Annotated in this window: 21 protein-coding genes; 15 read left to right on the top strand and 6 right to left on the bottom strand. The window is 69.2% G+C overall.

The window, feature by feature from the left end; genetic code table 11:
• Positions 1-48 precede the first annotated feature (48 nt).
• The 3 genes from EPN98_RS02415 to rpmF all read left to right on the top strand — a co-directional run bounded on the left by EPN98_RS02415 (position 49) and on the right by rpmF (position 1,969).
• Positions 49-867: a dienelactone hydrolase family protein gene (locus EPN98_RS02415; protein ID WP_293359789.1), complete on the top strand. Its 819-nt coding sequence runs from the start codon at positions 49-51 to the stop codon at positions 865-867.
• Between the two features lie 3 nt (positions 868-870).
• Complete coding sequence (locus EPN98_RS02410) at positions 871-1,686, top strand: PhzF family phenazine biosynthesis protein (protein WP_293359786.1); 816 nt, start codon at positions 871-873, stop codon at positions 1,684-1,686.
• Positions 1,687-1,786: 100 nt separating this feature from the next.
• Positions 1,787-1,969 carry a 50S ribosomal protein L32 gene (rpmF, locus tag EPN98_RS02405; RefSeq protein ID WP_293359783.1) on the top strand — a complete coding sequence of 61 codons (183 nt, stop codon included), beginning with the start codon at positions 1,787-1,789 and terminating at the stop codon, positions 1,967-1,969.
• 282 nt (positions 1,970-2,251) lie between these two features.
• Here the strand turns inward: rpmF and EPN98_RS02400 are convergent, their stop codons facing one another.
• Together EPN98_RS02400 and EPN98_RS02395 are read right to left on the bottom strand one after the other, a co-directional pair.
• A complete protein-coding gene (locus tag EPN98_RS02400; protein WP_293359780.1) occupies positions 2,252-3,025 on the bottom strand; it encodes an enoyl-CoA hydratase in 774 nt (257 codons plus the stop codon).
• Positions 3,026-3,083: 58 nt separating this feature from the next.
• Positions 3,084-4,520, bottom strand: coding sequence for a LytTR family DNA-binding domain-containing protein (locus EPN98_RS02395; RefSeq protein WP_293359778.1), 1,437 nt, complete (start codon positions 4,518-4,520; stop codon positions 3,084-3,086).
• A gap of 112 nt (positions 4,521-4,632) precedes the next feature.
• On the opposite strand from EPN98_RS02395, the gene EPN98_RS02390 reads away from it, so the two are divergent.
• From EPN98_RS02390 to lpdA, 10 genes are all read left to right on the top strand, one after another.
• The gene (locus EPN98_RS02390; protein WP_293359776.1) at positions 4,633-6,063 is read left to right on the top strand and encodes an alpha/beta hydrolase; all 1,431 of its coding nucleotides are present in this window, start codon (positions 4,633-4,635) and stop codon (positions 6,061-6,063) included.
• Between the two features lie 104 nt (positions 6,064-6,167).
• A complete protein-coding gene (eno, locus tag EPN98_RS02385; RefSeq protein ID WP_293359773.1) occupies positions 6,168-7,448 on the top strand; it encodes a phosphopyruvate hydratase in 1,281 nt (426 codons plus the stop codon).
• Positions 7,449-7,667: 219 nt separating this feature from the next.
• Positions 7,668-7,964, top strand: coding sequence for a septum formation initiator family protein (locus tag EPN98_RS02380; RefSeq protein WP_293359771.1), 297 nt, complete (start codon positions 7,668-7,670; stop codon positions 7,962-7,964).
• A 53-nt stretch (positions 7,965-8,017) separates the two neighbouring features.
• The gene (pdhA, locus tag EPN98_RS02375) at positions 8,018-9,064 is read left to right on the top strand and encodes a pyruvate dehydrogenase (acetyl-transferring) E1 component subunit alpha (RefSeq protein ID WP_293359768.1); all 1,047 of its coding nucleotides are present in this window, start codon (positions 8,018-8,020) and stop codon (positions 9,062-9,064) included.
• 3 nt (positions 9,065-9,067) lie between these two features.
• Positions 9,068-10,462: a pyruvate dehydrogenase complex E1 component subunit beta gene (locus EPN98_RS02370; RefSeq protein WP_293359765.1), complete on the top strand. Its 1,395-nt coding sequence runs from the start codon at positions 9,068-9,070 to the stop codon at positions 10,460-10,462.
• On the top strand, positions 10,459-10,866 hold the full coding sequence (locus EPN98_RS02365) for a GFA family protein (protein WP_293359762.1): 408 nt from the start codon (positions 10,459-10,461) through the stop codon (positions 10,864-10,866). Before EPN98_RS02370 ends, EPN98_RS02365 begins: the two co-directional genes overlap by 4 nt.
• Positions 10,863-11,288 (top strand): aldehyde-activating protein, encoded by a 426-nt coding sequence (locus EPN98_RS02360; protein WP_293359759.1) that lies wholly within the window; start codon positions 10,863-10,865, stop codon positions 11,286-11,288. Before EPN98_RS02365 ends, EPN98_RS02360 begins: the two co-directional genes overlap by 4 nt.
• A gap of 15 nt (positions 11,289-11,303) precedes the next feature.
• Positions 11,304-12,617, top strand: a complete 1,314-nt coding sequence (locus tag EPN98_RS02355) for a pyruvate dehydrogenase complex dihydrolipoamide acetyltransferase (RefSeq protein ID WP_293359756.1) — start codon at positions 11,304-11,306, stop codon at positions 12,615-12,617.
• A gap of 12 nt (positions 12,618-12,629) precedes the next feature.
• Positions 12,630-13,109: a glutathione peroxidase gene (locus EPN98_RS02350; RefSeq protein ID WP_293359753.1), complete on the top strand. Its 480-nt coding sequence runs from the start codon at positions 12,630-12,632 to the stop codon at positions 13,107-13,109.
• Entirely contained in the window at positions 13,109-14,500 is a 1,392-nt protein-coding gene (gene lpdA / locus EPN98_RS02345) for a dihydrolipoyl dehydrogenase (protein WP_293359750.1), read from the top strand. The genes EPN98_RS02350 and lpdA overlap by 1 nt, the downstream gene beginning before the upstream one ends.
• Positions 14,501-14,530: 30 nt before the next feature.
• Here lpdA and EPN98_RS02340 read toward each other — a convergent pair whose 3' ends face one another.
• Both EPN98_RS02340 and EPN98_RS02335 read right to left on the bottom strand, forming a co-directional pair.
• The gene (locus tag EPN98_RS02340; protein WP_293359747.1) at positions 14,531-14,920 is read right to left on the bottom strand and encodes a DoxX family protein; all 390 of its coding nucleotides are present in this window, start codon (positions 14,918-14,920) and stop codon (positions 14,531-14,533) included.
• A gap of 10 nt (positions 14,921-14,930) precedes the next feature.
• On the bottom strand, positions 14,931-16,484 hold the full coding sequence (locus EPN98_RS02335; RefSeq protein ID WP_293359744.1) for an AMP-binding protein: 1,554 nt from the start codon (positions 16,482-16,484) through the stop codon (positions 14,931-14,933).
• A gap of 150 nt (positions 16,485-16,634) precedes the next feature.
• Between EPN98_RS02335 and lipA the strand changes: the two genes are divergently transcribed.
• Positions 16,635-17,597 carry a lipoyl synthase gene (lipA, locus tag EPN98_RS02330; protein WP_293359741.1) on the top strand — a complete coding sequence of 321 codons (963 nt, stop codon included), beginning with the start codon at positions 16,635-16,637 and terminating at the stop codon, positions 17,595-17,597.
• 2 nt (positions 17,598-17,599) lie between these two features.
• Entirely contained in the window at positions 17,600-18,043 is a 444-nt protein-coding gene (locus EPN98_RS02325) for a type II toxin-antitoxin system RatA family toxin (RefSeq protein ID WP_293359738.1), read from the top strand.
• Here the strand turns inward: EPN98_RS02325 and EPN98_RS02320 are convergent.
• Positions 18,000-19,250: an APC family permease gene (locus tag EPN98_RS02320; RefSeq protein WP_293359823.1), complete on the bottom strand. Its 1,251-nt coding sequence runs from the start codon at positions 19,248-19,250 to the stop codon at positions 18,000-18,002. The two genes, EPN98_RS02325 and EPN98_RS02320, sit on opposite strands and share 44 nt — an antisense overlap.
• 50 nt (positions 19,251-19,300) lie before the next feature.
• Positions 19,301-19,792: a CinA family protein gene (locus EPN98_RS02315; protein ID WP_293359735.1), complete on the bottom strand. Its 492-nt coding sequence runs from the start codon at positions 19,790-19,792 to the stop codon at positions 19,301-19,303.
• Positions 19,793-19,851: the final 59 nt, after the last annotated feature.

Here is a 19,851-nt window from a genome sequence, read left to right as displayed (position 1 = left end):
GGTCCGGCCGCGAACGCCAGTCTTCGGTGACAACACGGGAGCCGAATGATGACGACGGATCTGATGACCGACGACCCGCTGGCCGACTTCCAGGCGCGGGAGATCACCCTGCAGGAAGCCACGAAGGTCGTTTACGTCTCCGGGGCGGGGCCGGCGGTGATCGTGATGGCCGAGATGCCGGGGATCAGCCCGCATGTGGCGCGCTTCGCCCGCTGGGTGCGCGAGGCCGGCTTCACCGTGTACATGCCGTCGCTGTTCGGGCGCGACGGCGCGCTGCCGGACGCCGAGACGGCAGGGCAGGTGTTTCGGCGCGCCTGCGTCAGCGCCGAGTTCCGGGCGTTCGGGGCCGGCGTCTCCAGCCCCGTCACCGACTGGCTGCGCGCGCTGGCCCGCCTGGCGCATGGGGAATGCGGCGGGCCGGGGGTAGGAGCGATCGGGATGTGCTTCACGGGCAACTTCGCGCTGTCGATGATGCTGGAGCCGGTGATGCTGGCGCCGGTGCTGGCCCAGCCCTCGCTGCCGCTGGACACGCCCGACGGACTGGAAATCGCCGACCAGGACCTGGCCCAGGTGGCGCAGCGGCTGGAGCGCGATGATCTCACCGTGCTGGCCTACCGATTCGAGGGCGACAGCTTCTGCCGGGCGGAGCGGTTCGCGGCGTATGCGAAGGCGCTGGGGCCGCGCTTCCAGCCCCGCGTGCTGCCCGACAGCGCCGCCAACACCAAGAACCTGCCGCCGTTCTTCGAGCGCTTCGTCACGACGCCGCACAGCGTGGTGACGGTCCATCTGATCGACGCGGCGGGTGAGCCGACCGTCCTGGCGCGCGACGAGATTCTCGACTTCTTCCGTCACCGACTCGGGGCTTGAACGATGCGCCAGTGGACGATCGACGCCTTCGCCGCCGGGCCGTTCCTGGGGAACGCCGCCTGCATCGTGGAACCGCTCGAGATCTGGCCGCCCGACGCCTGGATGCAGAGCCTGGCGGCGGAGAACCGCGCGGGCGCAACCGGCTACTTGCTGCGCACCCAGGCGGCGAACCGGTTCGGCCTCCGCTGGTTCACGCCGGCCACCGAGGTGCCGTTGTGCGGGCACGCAACACTGGCCGCCGCGCATGCGCTGCTGGGAGAACTGAGCGTGGGCGACACGGCGCTGGAGTTCGACACGGCCTCAGGGCGCCTGACCGCCACCGCCGCCGGCGAGGATCGCTACGAGCTGTCGTTCCCGCGCCCCCGGCCTCGCCGAATCGAAACGCCGCCGGGCCTAGCCGAGGCCCTGGGCGCGGAGCCCGCGGAGGTGTGGGCGGCGCCGTACCTGGTCGCGCTGTTCGACAGGGCGGAGACGATCGGGCGGCTGGAGCCACGGCACGACGATCTGCGTCGAATCTCAGAGGGGCTGGGGGGACAGGGCAACGTGGGCGTCGCGGCGCTTGCGCCCGACGAGGCGACTCACGACGTGATCGACCGCTTCTTCGCCCCGGGCTACGGGATCCTGGAGGACGCGGCCACGGGCTCGTTCCACGCCATACTCGTCCCGATCCTCGCGGAGCGCCTGCCCAGGGCGACGATCCGATTCCGGCAGGCCTATCCCGGCCGGGGCGCAGAATTCGAGGGGCGTCTGGAGGGTGAAAGCGTCATATTGCGCGGGCGCGCGGTGACGGTCATGGAGAGCCGGCTGCACCTGACTTGATTGCGCGCGGGGTTTCATGCATAAGCCCCCGCTCACGTGGCGGCCCCCGAAGTTTTCGGACTTGGCCGCCGCAACCTTTTTCACGCCCGCGAGATTTCCGATGGCTGTTCCTAAACGCAAAACTTCGCCCTCGCGGCGGAACATGCGCCGCTCGCACCACGCGCTCGGCCCCAACACCTTCCACGAAGACAAGGAGACGGGCGAGCTGAAGCGTCCGCACCACGTCGACCTGAAGACCGGCATGTACAAGGGCCGCCAGGTCCTGACGCCGAAGGAAGACTAAGCGCTCCTGTTCAGGACGCTTGTCCCGAGACGCCGGCCGAGAGGCCGGCGTTTTGCGTTGTGGCCTGCCTTTCCCACGAAGTGGGAGAGGGGGACCGTCCGCCGAGCGCAGCGAAGAGCGGATGGTGGAGAGGGCGCGCGGCCAGCAGGGCCGTGGGGCTGTCAGGGCTCGTTGAGGTTGGCGGATGACATCGTGGATGGGGCATGCCCTCTCCACCACCCGCTCTCCGGCCTGCGGCCTCGGCGTGTGGTCCCCCTTCCCACTTCGTGGGAAAGGCAGATGTCACTGCGTGCGGCCGCGCGCCTGCACCTTCTCGCGGCGGGCGGCGACCATGTCGGGGGTGACCTCGCGGTTGTGGACGACCGAGCGCTGGTGCTCGAGCTCGAGGCCCTCGCCCAGCGTGGCGGCGTACCCGTCGTCGATCATCGCCTTGTAGGTCACCAGCATGTCGGCCTCGATGGAGGCCATCTCGCCCGCAAGCTTGAGCGCGGCCGGCATCAGTTCCTCGGGGGCGACCACCCGGTTCACCAGACCCCAGTCATAGGCCTGGTGTGCCGAGAGGAAGTTGCCGGTGAGCGAGAGCTCCTTGGCGCGATAGGGGCCGATGCAGCGGCTGAGCTTCTGCGACAGACCCCAGCCGGGCGTGATCCCGACCCGGGCGTGGGTGTCGGCGAAGCGGGCGTTGGTCGAGCAGAGCAGCACGTCGCAGGCCAGCGCCACCTCAAAGCCCCCGGTGATCGCCACGCCGTTGATGGCTCCGATGATCGGCTTGGAGCACGACAGCACCGCGCGGGCGGGGTTCTCGGCCGGATCGGTCGCGTTGGCGGCGCCCATGCCCAGCGGATCGGTGGACAGCTCCTTGAGATCGAGCCCGGCGGTGAAGGCGCGCTCGCCCGCGCCGGTCAGCACGATGACGCGCACGTCGGGGTCGGCGTCCAGCTCGGCGATCGCCTGCTGCAGGGCGGCGCGCAGCGCCTTGGACAGGGCGTTCATCGCCTCGGGGCGGTTGAGCGTGACGACGGCGACGCCGTCCGAGGGCTTTTCGACGAGCAGCATGGGATCCTCCGGGATGCCTGTCCGTTGGCCCGGCGCCGCAACGTCGGTCAAGGGGCGGTCAGGCGCTGGCGCGTAGGGGAACCGGTTCGTCGAGGGCGTCGCGCAGCGCCGGAAGCCGAGCGCGGCTGACCGGCAGGGGCGAGCCCTCGGCCAGGTGGAGCCGCCAGCGGCCGCCGTCGCGCTCCAGACGCTGGACGTGGGCCAGGTTGGCGATCACCGAACGGTGGATGCGCACGAAGCTGGGGGGCAGCTGGGTTTCCAGGGCGTCGAGGCGGGCCGCATGCAGCAGCGTGCGATCCCCCGTGAGCCGCAGCTCGACATAGTCGTCGGCGCCGACGATGGCGAGGATGTCGGGGATCGGGACCAGCTGGACGCCACGGGCCGAGGCGACGGTCAGCCGGTCGGGGCGGCTGGCGGCGCGGGTGAGGGCGGCCTCGCGGGCGGTGTCGTCGCGGCCAAGACGGACCACCTCGGCGATCAGCAGCGGCAGGACGAGGGCGGCGGCCAGCACAAAGAACGACAGGTCCAGCAGCCAGACCGGCTGCAGCACCCCCAGCGCCAGGAAAGCGCCCAGCCAGGCCAGGGTAGGCCGCGCGCCGGGGAGACGACCAACGGCGCCGCCCAGGGCCGCGACGCCGGCCAGCGCCACGCCGAGCAGGAGGGCGACGCCGGTCCTGATGTCGAAGCCCGGGATGAACCAAGTCAACGGCAGAGCGATCGCCGCGACCGCAAGCAACTGGGCGCGCCGGCGGGGTAGGAAGCGCGAGCCGGCCCACGAGATCAGCAGGAACGCGAACGCCAGCGACAGCGCCCAGATGCCGACCATTCGGTAGGCGTGGACCGGATAGTCGTAGCGCCAGAGGTGGCGGAGGTTCTCCACGCCAGCCTGCAGCGCGGCCACGGCCGAGAGCGCGGCCAGGGTCAGGCTCGAGCCCGTGCGGCGCATGGCGTAGATGGCGCCGAAGCCGAAGGTGGCCGCCGCCAGGGCGCCGGCCGCGACGAAGGTGATCGCCAGCAGAGGCAGCATCGACGGCTGGCGGGCCGCGCCGATGCCCAGCCAGCCGATGGGCGTCGCGAAGGTCAGGCCCACGTGGTGGGCCGACAGGCGCACGACCAGTTCGTTGCCGGACGGCCGCCACAGCGCGTCGGGGATCGGGAAGTCGGCCTGGTATCGGCCGGGGCTCTCGGCTTCGGCGGTCGGGCCGGGCTGGCCGTTCGCGCCCAGGCGTTCGCCGTTGAACCAGACCTCGGACGACGCCGCGCCGACGGCGAACAAGGCCTTGGGGTCGCCCGGGGCCGGAGGCGGCGGGGTGGCGCGGAGCCAGAGTTCCCGTCCCTGGGGATCGATCTTGCCCACGAGCGGGCGGCAGTCCGACAGCTGCGGGCCGGCCGCCGTCGCGACGCCACGACAGAGGTCCCAGCGGGGCTGCTGGGCGCGCGCGCCCGTGGTGACGGCGAGGGCGAGGAGGCCGGCGATCGTGAGCAAGCGCCACATGGCGACAGTCTAGGGCGCCGCCGGCCGAGGCGCGCGGCCGTTCACCGATGCGGCGCGTCGGTTGGCCGATACGGGCAGGCGGAGCGCCGCGAGCGCCGGCACAGGCCGACGCATGAGTCCTGCACATCTTCACCGCCGCGCCGTGATCGCCGCCGCGGGCCTGGCCGTTCCGTCCTGGGCCCTGGCGCAGACCCAGCCGGGCCCGTTCCGCTTCAAGGGCTGGCGCGGGGCCGAGACCGGCGCCGAGCGGGGCTTCTTCGAGGTTCCCGAGGATCGCCGCGATCCCCGGTCACGGAGGATCCGGCTGAGCTACGTCCGGTTCGCTTCGAGCGCGACGCGGCCCGGGCCGCCGATCGTCTATCTGGCGGGTGGACCGGGCGGGACAGCGACGGGCACGATGATGGGCCCCCGGTTCCCGATCCTGCTGGCGTTGCGAGAACACGCCGACGTGATCGCCTTCGACCAGCGGGGCACGGGGCTTTCGAACCACATCCCGCGACGGCCGACGTTCGCAGGGCCGCCGCCGGCGTTCACGCGGGACGGGCTGACGGCGCACGTCCGCGCCGAGTTCGCCAAGGCCTGGGCGGAATGGACCACGGCCGGCGTCGCCATGGCCGGCTACAACACCGAACAGAGCGCCGACGACGTCGAAGACCTGCGCAAGCACCTGGGCGCCGAGCAGATCGACCTGTGGGGCATCAGCTATGGCTCGCACCTGGGACTTTCGGTGCTGAAGCGGCACGGGGATCGAGTCCGGCGCGTGGCTCTCGCCAGCCTGGAAGGCCAGGACCAGACGGTGAAGCGGCCGGGACGCAGCGACCTTTACCTCAAGCGGGTGGACGCGCTGCTGGATGCCGATCCGGTGGTGCGTGCGCAGGTCCCGGACCTGTCGGCGCTCATGCGGCGGGCGCACGCGCGCATGGAGGCCGAGCCCGCCAGGTTGAGTGTGACATTCCGGGGCGCGCCGACGGAGGTGCTGGTGGGCGGCTTCGCGGTGCAGATGCTGGCCGGTAGCCTGATCGCCAATCCCGACACGCTGGCGATGCTGCCGGGCCTCTATCGCAGGCTGGACGCCGGCGACCTTTCGGCCGTGACGCCCTTCATGGGCCAGATGCTCGGCATGCTGGGCATCGGCGGGATGCCCGAGGCCATGGATCTCGCGTCGGGGATCTCGCGGTCCAAGCTGAGGATGGTGACGCGCGAGGCGAAGACAGCGGTGCTGGGCGACGCGCTGAACTTCCCGATGCCGCACATGCTGGGCGTCGTTCCAGGCGTGGACCTCGGCGACAGGTTCCGGGCGCCGATCCGCATCGATCATCCCAGCCTTCTGGTCCAGGGCACGCTGGACGGGCGCACGGTGCTCGAAGAGCAGGCCGAGGTGGCCGCGCAATTCCGGAACAAGGCGCAGGTGACGGTCGAGAACGCCGGGCACAACGTCTTCGAGGCGCACCCGGAGGTGCAGGCGCTGCTGGTGCGGTTCTTCGCGGGCGAGGCCGTCGCCGACACGAAACTCAGCCTGCCGCCGCCCAGGTTCAGGGTCTGACCGCCCCCACTTACCTCGTGGTGAAGGGGCCCTGACCGTTGCCCCTCCGGCGCGGCTTAGGCTAAGGGTCCGGCCCGCCCAGCCTGCCGCCCGAGGGGAGCCCCATGACCGAGATCGTCGACATCACCGCCCGTGAAATCCTGGATAGCCGGGGCAACCCGACGGTCGAGGTGGACGTGATCCTGGAAGACGGCTCGATGGGCCGCGCGGCCGTGCCCTCCGGCGCCTCGACCGGCGCCCACGAGGCTTCGGAAAAGCGCGACGGCGACAAGAAGCGCTATGGCGGCAAGGGCGTGCAGCAGGCCGTCGACGCCGTGAACGGCGAGATCTACGACGCGCTCTCGGGCTCGGACGCCGAGGACCAGCGCCGGATCGACAAGCTGCTGATCGAGCTGGACGGCACGAAGAACAAGGCCCGCCTGGGCGCCAACGCGATCCTGGGCGTCAGCCTGGCGACGGCGAAGGCGGCGGCCAGCTCGGCGGCGCTGCCGCTGTACAAGTACGTGGGCGGCGTGTCGGCGCGCGTGCTGCCGGTGCCGATGATGAACATCATCAACGGCGGCGCGCATGCGGATAACCCGATCGACATCCAGGAGTTCATGATCCTGCCGACGGGCGCGGCGACCTTCGCCGAAGGCCTGCGCACCGGCGCCGAGATCTTCCACGCCCTGAAGGCGCAACTGAAGGCCGCGGGCCACAACACCAACGTGGGCGACGAGGGCGGTTTCGCCCCCAACATCGGCTCGGCCGAGGCGGCGCTGGAGTTCATCGTGAAGGCGGGCGAGAGCGCCGGCTACAAGGTGGGCCGCGACTTCCACCTGGGCCTGGACGTGGCCTCGACCGAGTTCTTCAAGGACGGCAAGTACGTCATGGAAGGCGAGGGCAAGACGGTCGATCCGGCCGGCATGGTCGCCTACCTGGCCGACCTGGTCGCCAAGTTCCCGATCGTCAGCATCGAGGACGGCTGCGGCGAGGATGACTTCGAGGGCTGGAAGATCCTGACCGACACGCTGGGCGGCAAGGTGCAGCTGGTGGGGGACGACCTGTTCGTGACCAACCCCGAGCGGCTGGGGATGGGGATCGGCAAGGGCCTGGCCAACTCGATCCTGGTGAAGGTCAACCAGATCGGCACGCTGAGCGAGACGCTGGACGCCGTCGATATGGCCCACCGCAACAGCTACACCGCCGTGATGAGCCACCGCTCGGGCGAGACCGAAGATTCGACGATCGCCGACCTGGCGGTCGCCACCAACTGCGGTCAGATCAAGACCGGCTCGCTGGCCCGCTCGGATCGCACGGCGAAGTACAACCAGCTTCTCCGCATCGAGGAAGAGTTGGGCGATCAGGCGATCTATGCCGGGCGTGGGGCGCTGAAGCGGCTCTAGGACTTTCCCTCCCCCTCGTGGGGAGGGTGGCGAGCGAAGCGAGACGGGTGGGGAGGCATTGATCCTCACCGACCGCAGCACTCCGGCCCATACTTCCCCACCCCGACCGCATCGCGGTCTGCCCCTCCCCAAAAGGGGAGGGAAACGCAGGCCGAACTTGGTTAGCGCCGCGTTAGGGATTGCGGCGCGACAAAGGCTCAGTCCCGTTCGAGAATCGCCGTGCTCGCAAGTCTGCGTCCGTACCTGTCGACCGCCGCCCTGGCGCTGTTGATCTTCTACTTCGGGTATCACGCCTTCACCGGCGAGGGCGGGCTGCTGCAGTCGGACAAGCGCGATGCGACCCTGACCGCCAAGGCCGCCGAACTGAAGCGGCTCTCGGCCCAGCGGCACGATCTGGAAGTCCGCGCTCAACTTCTTCGCGACAACAGCCTTTCCGCCGATCTGCTGGAGGAAAGGGCGCGCTCCCTGCTAGGCTTCGCCGACCCAAGGGATTATGTGATCCGGGTGAAGCCTTAGGCCCGGGTTCGCCGGTCCTTCGACATTGAACGATCGATCACACGGAGAGACGCATGGCGCGCGCGCAGACCGGCACGGCTGGTCGACGTAAGGCCAATGGCGCGGAGGGTCAGGGCAAGGCCCCTGCGACCGTCGCGGCCACCAAGGAAGATCTCCTCGAGTACTATCGGCAGATGCTGCTTATCCGCCGCTTCGAGGAGCGCGCGGGCCAGCTCTACGGCATGGGCCTGATCGGCGGCTTCTGCCACCTCTACATCGGCCAGGAAGCGATCGCGGTGGGCTGCGAGGCCGCCAAGCGCCCGGGCGACCAGATGATCACAGGCTACCGTGACCACGGCCACATGCTGGTCTGCGGCATGGATCCGAGAGAGGTCATGGCCGAGTTGACCGGGCGCTCGGGCGGGTCGTCCAAGGGCAAGGGCGGGTCGATGCACATGTTCTCGACCGAGGCGGCCTTCTACGGCGGCCACGGGATCGTGGGCGCGCAGGTGAGCCTGGGCACGGGCCTCGCCTTCGCCAACGCCTACCGCGGCGACGGCAAGGTGTGCTTCGCCTACTACGGCGACGGCGCGGCCAACCAGGGCCAGGTCTACGAGAGCTTCAACATGGCTCAGGTCTGGAAGCTGCCGGTCGTCTACTGCATCGAGAACAACGAGTACGCGATGGGCACCGCCATCGACCGCAGCTCGTCCGAGACCAAGCTCCACAAGCGCGGCATCTCGTTCAACATCCCGGGCGAGGAAGTGGACGGCATGGACGTGCTGGCGGTGAAGGCCGCCGCCGAGCGCGCCGCCGAGCACTGCCGGAGCGGCAAGGGGCCCTACATCCTCGAGCTCAAGACCTACCGCTACCGCGGCCACTCGATGAGCGACCCGGCCAAGTACCGGACGCGGGAAGAGGTCGACGAGGTGCGCAAGACCCGCGACCCGATCGACCACATCGAGGACCTGCTGGAGAAGAACGGCTGGGCCGACGAGGCGACGATGAAGGCCATCGACGCGGACGTGAAGCGCATCGTCGCCGACGCCGCCGAGTTCGCCCGCACCAGCCCCGAGCCGGACCCGTCCGAGCTCTATACCGACGTCTATACGGAGGCCTGAGGCGTGACCGACATCCTGATGCCGGCGCTCTCGCCCACGATGGAAGAGGGCACCCTCGCCAAGTGGCACGTGAAGGTGGGCGACACCATCCGGTCGGGCGACGTGATCGCCGAGATCGAGACCGACAAGGCCACCATGGAAGTGGAGGCTGTGGACGAGGGCGTGGTCGAGGCCATCCTGGTGCCCGAGGGCACCGAGGAGGTGAAGGTCAACACCGCCATCGCGCGGCTGGCCGGCGAGGGCGGGGCGGCGGCTCCGGCCAAGGCCGCGCCTGAGCCCGAGGCGGCGGTCGATCCCAACCCGCAGCCGGCGTCCCGCGCCGAGGCCAAGGGCGACCCCGTGCGCGCCGCGGCGGCGGCTCCGGCCGCGCCGGCCGTGGCGCTGAAGGACCCCGAGCTGCCCGAGGGCGTGAACCTGGTGAAGGTGACCGTCCGCGACGCCCTGCGCGACGCGATGGCCGAGGAGATGCGCGCCAATCCGGACGTGTTCCTGATGGGCGAGGAGGTCGCGCAGTACCAGGGCGCCTACAAGGTGAGCCGCGGCCTGCTGGACGAGTTCGGTCCCAAGCGGGTCATCGACACGCCGATCACCGAGCATGGCTTCGCCGGCATCGGCGTGGGCGCGGCCATGGCGGGCCTGAAGCCGATCGTCGAGTTCATGACGTTCAACTTCGCCATGCAGGCCATTGACCACATTATCAATTCGGCCGCGAAGACGCTCTATATGTCGGGTGGCCAGATCAAGACGTCGATCGTCTTCCGCGGCCCAAACGGCGCGGCCGCCCGTGTCGGCGCCCAGCATAGCCAGGACTATGGCGCGTGGTACGCCCACGTGCCGGGCCTGAAGGTGCTGGCGCCCTATGACGCCGCCGACGCCAAGGGCCTGCTGAAGGCCGCGATCCGCGACCCGAACCCCGTGGTCTTCCTGGAGCACGAGATGCTCTACGGCCAGGAGTTCGACGTGCCCGAGGGCATCGACTGGGTCGTGCCGATCGGCAAGGCCAAGGTGCGCCGCGAGGGCACGGGCGTCACGCTGGTGGCCTACTCGCGCATGGTGGGCTTCTGCCTGCAGGCGGCCGAGGTCCTGGCCGCTGACGGCATCGAGGCCGAGGTGGTCGACCTGCGCACACTGCGGCCCATGGATATCGGCACGGTCGTCGAGAGCGTGAAGAAGACCAACCGCCTGGTGACGGTCGAGGAAGGCTGGGGCCCGATGGGCGTCGGCGCCGAGGTCTGCGCCAAGGTGACCGAGCTGGCCTTCGACTACCTGGACGCCCCGCCGTTGCGGGTGTGCCAGGAGGACGTGCCGTTGCCCTACGCGGCCAACCTGGAACTGTTGTCGATGCCCTCGGTGGAGCGGATCGTGGCGGCTGCCAAGGCTGTGAGCTACCGGGGATGACCGGGGGCCCGTTCGAATGGCGGGCGGGCGGATGCCACTGCGGCGGAGTGCGCTTCGAGGTGGCTGTTCCTGACCGCGTCGAGGCGCAGAGCTGCAACTGCTCGATGTGCGCCAAGACAGGGTTCGTGCACGTGATCGTGCCGGAGAGCCGGTTCCGGATCACCCGGGGCATCGACCGGCTGGCCGAGTACACGTTCAACACGCGCGTGGCGAAGCACCTGTTCTGCTCGGAGTGCGGCATCAAGAGCTTCTACCGGCCGCGGTCGAACCCGGACGGCTGGAGCGTCAACGCCCGCTGCCTGGACTCGGTGGACGGGCTCGAGATCGTCATCGAGGCCTTTGACGGCCAGAACTGGGAAGCCAACGGCGCCAGCCTGGCGCACCTGTCGAAGGAGCCCGCATGAAGCGACTGCATGGGCAATGCCACTGTGGGGCGATGCGCGTCGCCATTGAGGGTGTCGAGGCGGCCGAGTTGCCGCTTCGCGCCTGCCAGTGCGGGTTCTGCCGCCGGCACGGCGCGGTCTGGACCAGCCATCCACAGGCGGAAGTCACCTTCATCGGGGCCCAGTTGCACAACTACCGCTTTGGCCACCGGCAGTCGGACTACATGTTCTGCACGGAATGCGGGTGCTGCGTGGGGGCCGCGGTCGAGATCGACGGCGCGCGCTATGCGATCGTGAACGTCACCGGCGTCGACCTGCCGGGCTTTGAGGGGCGCACGCCCGAGCCGATGGTCTTCGACGACGAGACCCCTGAGACCCGTGCGGCCCGGCGCAAGGCCCGCTGGTCGCCCGCCGACCTGACCGAACTCCAACCGAGCGCCTGAGAGCCCGGAGACGACATGCCCATCGACGTCCTGATGCCCGCCCTGTCCCCCACCATGGAGGAGGGCACCCTCGCCAAGTGGCACGTGAAGAAGGGCGACAGCGTCCGCTCCGGCGACGTGATCGCCGAGATCGAGACCGACAAGGCCACCATGGAGGTGGAGGCGGTCGACGAGGGCGTGGTCGAGGACATCCTGGTGGCCGAGGGGACCGAGGGGGTGAAGGTCAACACCCCGATCGCCCGCCTGGGCGGCGAGGGCGAGGCGACGCCGGCCCCGAAGGCCGAGGCGCCCAAGGCGGCCGAGCCTGCAAAGGCGCCCGAACCGGCCAAGGCCGAGGCGGCCAAGCCCGCTCCGGCCCCGGTGGCGGCAGCGCCCGCACCCGCCAAGGCGGCCGACGGCGGCCGGATCTTTGCCTCGCCGCTGGCCCGGCGGCTGGCCGAGCAGAAGGGGATCGACCTGGCCGGCGTGGCAGGGTCGGGCCCGCATGGCCGCATCGTGAAGGCGGATATCGACAAGGCTCAGCCCGGCGCGGCCAAGCCCGCGCCCGCTGCGGCTCCTGCCGCCGCCCCGACCGCGGCGCCTGCGGCGGCGGCTGCGCCGCGCGAGCACAAGAGCCTGGAGCAGATGGGCATCGCGCCCGGCAGCTACGACCTGATCCCGCTGGACGGCATGCGCAAGACCGTGGCGCGGCGGATGACCGACAGCTTCCGCGACGTGCCGCACTTCCCGCTGACCATCGACATCGAGATCGACGAGCTGCTGGCGGCGCGGACCAAGATCAACGGCCTGCTCGAGAAGTCGGGCGTGAAGGTCTCGGTGAATGACTTCGTCATGAAGGCCTGCGCCGTGGCGCTCATGAAGGTGCCGGAAGCCAACGCGTCGTACTCGCCCGAAGGCATCGCCATGCACCACCACGCGGACATCGCGATGGCCGTGGCGATCCCCGGCGGCCTGATCACGCCGATCATCCGCAAGGCCGAGACCAAGGGCCTGGCCCAGATCGCCACCGAGGCCAAGGACCTGGCGGCGCGGGCGCGGGACAAGAAACTGAAGCCCGAGGAGTTCCAGGGCGGCACGTTCAGCGTCTCGAACCTGGGCATGTTCGGCATCAAGAGCTTCGCCTCGATCATCAACGAGCCGCAGGGCTGCATCATGTCGGTGGGCGCGGGCGAGAAGCGGCCCGTCGTGAAGGGCGACCAGATCGTCATCGCCAACGTGATGAGCGTCACGCTCACCTGCGATCACCGAGTGGTGGACGGCGCGGTGGGCGCCCGGTTCCTGGCGGCCTTCAAGGAGATGCTGGAAGAGCCGCTCCGGATGATCGTCTGAGGACGGATGACCATGAGCAGCATCTACGACTTCACGGCCGAGACCATCGACGGGGCGCCGGCGCCGCTCGCGGACTATCGCGACAGGGTGGTGCTGATCGTCAATACGGCCAGCCAGTGCGGCTTCACCAAGCAGTACGCTGGACTGGAGGAGCTCTACCGCAAGCACCGCGACCGCGGCTTCGTGATCCTGGGCTTCCCCTGCAACCAGTTCGGCGCGCAGGAGCCGGGCGACGAGGCCGAGATCAAGACCTTCTGCTCGCTGACCTACGACGTGGACTTCCCGATGATGCGGAAGATCGACGTGAACGGCCCCAAGGCCCATCCGCTCTATGCCTATCTGAAGGCGGCCAAGAAGGGCGTGCTGGGGACCCAGGGCATCAAGTGGAACTTCACGAAGTTCCTGATCGACCGGAAGGGCCAGGTCGTCGGCCGCTTCGCCCCCACCGTTGAACCCAAGGCGCTCGAGGGCGCGATTGAGAGGCTGCTCTGATGGCCGACGCCTTCGACATGATCGTGATCGGCTCGGGGCCGGGCGGCTATGTGACCGCCATCCGAGCCAGCCAGCTGGGCTTCAAGACGGCCATCGTCGAGCGGTCCGAGCTGGGCGGGATCTGCCTGAACTGGGGCTGCATCCCGACCAAGGCGCTGCTGAAGTCGGGCGAGATGTACGAGCATCTGAGCCACATGAAGGACTATGGCCTCTCGGTGGAGAAGGCCTCGTTCGACTTCGGCGCGGTGATCCAGCGCTCGCGCAAGGTGGCGGCCCAGCTGAACGCCGGCGTCACGTTCCTGATGAAGAAGCACAAGATCGAGGTGGTCGAGGGCTTCGCCAAGCTGGAGAAGGGCAGCCCCGCGCCGACCGTGGTGGTGGGGAACCGCAAGCTGACCGCCAAGCATGTGATCGTCGCCACCGGCGCGCGCGCCCGGACCATTCCGGCTATCGGCCTGGAGCCGGACGGCGAGCGGGTTTGGACCTATCGCGAGGCGCTGGTCCCGAAGGCCGCGCCGAAGTCTCTCGTGGTGATCGGCTCGGGCGCCATCGGCATGGAATTCGCCAGCTTCTACAAGGCGCTGGGCTCGGATGTTACAGTGATCGAGATGCTGCCCCGCATCCTGCCCGTCGAGGACGAGGAGGTGTCGAAGGCGGCGCACAAGAGCTTCGAGAAGCGCGGCCTGAAGTTCCGCGTGCCGGCCAATGTGAAGAAACTCTCGAAGACCAAGACCGGCGTCGCCGTCGACATCGAGATCGGCGGCAAGGCTGAGACCCTGGAGGCCGACGTCGCCATCGTGGCGGTGGGCATCGTGGGCAACGTCGAGGACATGGGTCTGGAAGCCCTGGGCGTGAAGATCGACCGCACGCACATCGTCACCGACAGCCATGGCGGAACCGGCGTGCCCGGCCTCTACGCCATCGGCGACGTGGCGGGTCCGCCCTGGCTGGCGCACAAGGCCAGCCACGAGGGCGTGCACTGCATCGAGCACATCGCCGGCCTCAAGCCCACGAACCTGACCTCGCCGATCCCGGGCTGCACCTACACGACGCCGCAGGTGGCCTCGGTGGGCCTGACCGAGGCGCAGGCCAAGGAACAGGGGCTGGAGCCGAAGGTGGGCCGCTTCCCGTTCAAGGTGAACGGGAAGGCGATCGCCGCCGGTGAAACAGACGGCTTCGTGAAGACCATCTTCGACGGCAAGACCGGCGCGCTGATCGGCGCCCACATGATCGGCCACGAGGTCACTGAGATGATCCAGGGCTACGTGCTGGCCATGACCCTTGAGGCCACCGAGGCCGAGCTGCATGCGACGGTCTATCCGCACCCGACGATGAGCGAAGCGATGCACGAGGCGACCTTGGACGCCTACGGCAAGGTCCTGCACATCTGAAGCCTTCCCTCGCCAGACGGAGAGGGATGGCTAGACCTTCTTCCTGACGGTGGCATCCAGGCTCCACGTCCCGCCGCCGGCGAAGACCAGGTAGAGGAACACGAAGCAGAACAGGATCGCCGCTTCGCCGCCGTTCAGCGCGGGCCAGAAGCCCTGGGTGGCGTGGGCCGTGAAGTAGGCGACGGCCATCGTGCCTGAGCAAAGGAACGCCGCTGCGCGCGTGAACAGGCCGACGGCGATCAGGGCGCCGGCGGCCACCTCGATCCAGGCCGCAACGACCAGGATCATCGGCAGCGGATCGGGAACGCCGGGCTGGGGCCCGGGGAAGCCGAACAACTTCATCAGGCCATGCTCCATGAAGAGCAGGGCGGTGATGATCCGCAGCAGGCTGAGAATCCGCGGGGCCCAAGTGTCGAGCATGTCGGTCTCCTCAGGCGACGCGCGGCATCTCGGCGTCGACGATGCGCTGGATCGCCGGGTAGTCGGTCTTGCCGGTGCCCAGGACGGGGATCTCCTGGACCTTGATGATCTTGCGCGGCACGGCCAGTTCGGGCGCGCCGATCTGCTGGGCGTGGGCCATCAGGGCGGCCGTGTCGGCGTCGCGGCGGTCGGTCACCAGGATCAGGCGCTCGCCCTTCTTGGGGTCGGGCAGCGCGACCACGGCGTGGCGGCAGTCGGGCCAGACCGCGGAGGCCAGGTCCTCGGCGGCGGTCAGTGAGACCATCTCGCCGCCCACCTTCGCGAAGCGCTTCACGCGGCCCAGGATCTTCACCCAGTCGTCGTCGGAGAGCGAAACCACGTCGCCAGTGTCGTGCCAGCCGTCGGGCAGCGGCTCGACGCTGCCGTCGGCCTTCAGGTAGCCCGACATGATGTTGGGCCCACGGACCAGCAGCTTGCCGCCGCCGGGAATGCCAGGGACGGGCTCCAGCTTGGCCTCGATGCCGGGCAACAGGCCGCCGACGGTGCCGCGACGGTTGTCGGTGGGCTTGTTCACCGCGATCACCGGCGAGGCCTCGGTGGCGCCGTAGCCTTCCAGGAGCGGGATCGGGCCGAACTTCTCGGCGATCAGGTTGTGGGTCTCTTCGCGCACCTTCTCCGCGCCCAGCACCACGAAGGTCAGGCCGCTGAGCTCGCCGGGCTCGGCCGAGCGGGCGTACTGGTTGATGAAGGTGTCGGTGGCGAACAGGACGTTGGCCTTGGTGTCCTTCACCAGCGCCGGGATCTGCTTGATGTGCAGCGGCGAGGGGTACTGGAAAGCCTTGAGGCCCGAGAAGATCGGCAACAGCGCGCCGCCCGTCAGGCCGAAGCAGTGGAAGATCGGCAGCGGGTTGAAGAACACCCAGTTGGTGTCCAGCGGGATGTGCTGAAGGATCTGGCGGCTGTTGGCGACCAGGTTGGAATGGCTGAGCACCACGCCGCGCGGCGCGCCGAAGCTGCCGGATGTGAAGAGAATCACGCCCGGCTCGGACGGGTCGAGCGGCGTGCGGAACTGCTTGGGCAGAGCGCCGGCAGCCGCGGCGAACAGTTTGTCGGACAGACCCACGGTCTTCCGGACGTCCTCGAGGTAGACGACGTTGGTCAACGTCTCGAGCGCGTCGATGAGGTCGTGCAGCTTCCCCTGCTCGACGAAGCGATGTGACGTCAGCACCGTCTTCACGCCGGCCAGCTCGCAGGCAGCCTTCAGATTCCGGATGCCCGACGTGAAGTTCAACATGCAGGGCACGCGCCCGAAGGCGTGCAGGGCGAAGAAGGTCACCACACCGCCCACGCTGGAGGGCAGCATGACGCCCACGCGTTCGCCCTTCCGGGTGAAGGCCGCGATCTTCTTGCCCAGGGCGAAGGCGCCCCGGATGAGGTCGAGGTAGGAGAGGGGGTTCCGCTCCTGGTCCTCCAGGATCAGCTTCTTCTGCCCGTATTTCCGAGACGCGGCGATCAGCGCATCAAAGACTGTGGACTGCGCCTTGGCGCTGTCGAACGCACGCAAGAGCGGCGCCTCCCATCATTATCGTTGGACCGACCCTAGCCCCCGGAAACGGTGCTGAAAAGATCGGTAACCGGCCGTGAGCAAGCTTCGCCCTAGGGTCGTGTCACGGCGGCGGCTTGATCCCTGAGCCCAGAGAGACGATTTAGGGGCATGGCCGTCGTCATCGACACCCTCAACAGCCCGCGCCCACGCCACCCCGAGAAGCAGAACCGGCCCGACACGCCGATCCTGCGCAAGCCGGAGTGGCTGCGCGTGCGCGCGCCGGGCTCGCCCGGCTACAACGCCACCCGCGAGATCGTGAAAGGCAATGGCCTGGTCACGGTATGCGAGGAGGCCGCCTGCCCGAACATCGGCGAGTGCTGGTCGAAGAGCCACGCCACCATGATGATCATGGGCGAGATCTGCACGCGCGCCTGCGCCTTCTGCAACGTGGCCACCGGCAAGCCCAACGCGCTGGACCCGACCGAGCCGCAGCGCGTCGCCGATGCGGTGGCCAAGATGGGCCTGAAGCACGTGGTCATCACCTCGGTCGACCGCGACGACCTGGCCGATGGCGGCGCGGCGCACTTCGCCGCCGTGGTGCTGGCGATCCGCGCGGCCTCACCCGGTACGACGGTCGAGATCCTGACGCCGGACTTCCTGCGCAAGCCGCTTTCGGCGGTGCATGAGGTGATCGATTCGCGGCCCGACGTGTTCAACCACAACCTTGAGACTGTGCCGCGGCTGTATCTCTCGATCCGGCCGGGCGCGCGCTACTACAACTCGCTGCGCCTGCTGGAGCGGGTGAAGGAGCGGGATCCGACGCAGTTCACCAAGTCCGGCATCATGGTCGGGCTGGGCGAGGCGAAGGATGAGGTGATGCAGGTGATGGACGACATGCGCTCGGCCGGCGTCGACTTCATCACCATCGGCCAGTACCTGCAGCCCACCCGCAAGCACGCGCCGATCGACCGGTTCGTCCACCCCGACGAGTTCAAGGCCTACGAAGAGATCGCCAAGGCCAAGGGCTTCCTGGTGGTCTCGTCCAGCCCGCTCACCCGCTCGTCGCACCACGCCGATGAGGACTTCGCCCGACTGCAGGAAGCTCGGCGGGCCAAGGAAGCGGCGGCCTAAGCTTGCGCCATCACGTTTCGCGGGTGCTGCCCTACACGCCGGACCAGCTGTTCCAACTGGTCGGCGATGTGCCGCGTTATCCCGAGTTCGTGCCGTGGATCACGTCGATGCGGACGTGGAACCCTCGAACCCTGGCGGACGGGGTCGAAACCCTGGACGCCGAAGCGGGCGTCGGCTTCTCGTTCCTGAAGGAGCGCTTTGCCACCCGGGTGCGGCGCGATGCGGCCGCGAAACAGATCGACGTGAACCTGCTGTCGGGGCCGTTCCGGAAGCTCACCAACAGCTGGCGGTTCCTGGACGATCCGCAGGGGACCCGGGTCGAGTTCGATATCGACTTTCAGTTCAAGTCGCGGCTGCTGGAAGGCCTGCTGCAGGCCAACTTCCATCACGCTGTGGAGCGGCTCATGGGTTGCTTCGAGGACCGGGCGAAGGCGCTCTACGGCTGACCGCCCAGAGGACCAGGCCGACGGCCAGCACGGCCGCGAGCGGCGGCAGCTCCTTGGTCGCGCCCAGCGCCAGGACGCCGGTGAAGAGGACCGCGGTAAAGAGAGCGATGGGGCCCCGGAACGGCAGCGAGAAGCGCGGCTGCGGCGCATCGGGGCGGCCCGACATGCGCCACAGCGAGATGCAGCACAGCACATAGCCGGTCAGGCGCGCGGCGGTGGCGATGGTCAGCGCGGTGAGCAGGTCGCTCATCATCGCGAAGCCGAAGCCCAGCACGCTGGAGATGACGATGGCCACGTGGGGGGTTCGCCAGCGCGGATGCACGGCGCCCAGCCATCGGGGCAGCTGTTCCTGCTCGGACAGCGCGAGCAGCATGCGGGGCATGGAGATGGTGATCACCAGGATGGTGCCCACGATCACCGCAAGCGCCCCGGCGGAGACCGCGACGGCGCCGGCGGGACCGAACAGCTGGCGGCCCGCCTCGGCCAGGGGGCGATCGTTGGCGGCCGGCTGGTCGAGCACGCCCATGCAGACCAGAAGAACCGCGGCATAGGCGAAGGTGACGGCCAGGACGCCGCCGATCAGGGCGGCGGGTACGTCGCGCTGGGGGTCCTGGGCCTCGCCCGCCACCACTGAGCCGCGCTCGAAGCCGGAATAGGCGAACAGGTAGATCAGCATCGCCTGGGCGAAGGGGATGGCGGTGGGCAGCGGCTGATCGATGGCCAGGCGCTGGCCCTGGACGAACCAGATCCCGGCGGCGGCGAAGGCGATCACGAAGCCCACCTTCAGGACGATCAGCACATTGCTGGCCCGCGCCGACTGACGGATGCCCAGCAGAACGATGCCGGTCAGCGCCACGCCCAGGGCGGCGATGGTCAGGTAGCGCGGAAGACCCGTCTCCAGCGCCGGAACGAAGCCCGCCAGGTAGGTCACGAACAGGCTGGACAGCGTGGCCACCGACATCGCCTGGCTGAACCACATCAGCCAGCCCACCGCGAACGCCGGCAGCGCGGGCAGGCCGGCGCGGGCGTAGAGGTAGGGCCCGCCGGTGCCAGAGAAGCGGCTGGAGAGGTCAGCGAAGCAGAGGATCAGCGGGGTCAGCGCCAGGGCCGCGGCCGCCAGGACCACGAAGCTCCAGCCGCCCGCCAGGGCATAGACCTTGGCGGGAGCAGCCAGCATGCCGGCTCCGATCATGGCGTTCAGCACGATCCCGGTGAGATCGCGGCGGCGCAGCGCGCGGAGGAGGGGCGGGGCCTCGCTCAGGTGAGGCGGTCCCGCATCATCTGCAGCGCGGCCTGCACGGCGGCGAGCTGAACACCCTCGCGGGTCTCTTCCTCGAAGAAGAATTCCTCGTGCACCAGACGCTGGTTCGTCCGGGCGGTGGCGATGTGGACGGTGCCGACCGGCTTCATCGGTGTGCCGCCGCCCGGGCCCGCCACGCCGGTGATGGCGACCGCAAGGTGGGCGTTGGAGGCCTCGAGCGCGCCCTCGGCCATCATCCGAGCCACGGGCTCGGACACCGCGCCCAGGTCGGCGATCAGGTCGCCGGGAACCCCCAGCAGCTCCTGCTTGGCGCGGTTGGAATAGCTGACGAAGCCTCGCTCGAAGACATCGGACGATCCGGGGATCGAACAGATCGCGCCCGCCACGAGGCCGCCCGTGCAGCTCTCGGCCGTCACGATGCGCAGGGAACGCTCACGCGCCTCATCGATGAGGAGGCGCGCCAGGGTGACGATCTCCAGGTTGAACATCAGCGTGAACGTCCCTCTACTTAAGCCCGACCACAGAGCATTGCTCTTCTCCCCCGATC

This window comes from Phenylobacterium sp. (assembly GCF_004299445.1).
GTDB lineage: Bacteria > Pseudomonadota > Alphaproteobacteria > Caulobacterales > Caulobacteraceae > Phenylobacterium.
The sequence above is the reverse complement of the archived record's forward strand: the minus strand, read 5'-3'. Positions and strand labels throughout refer to the sequence as shown.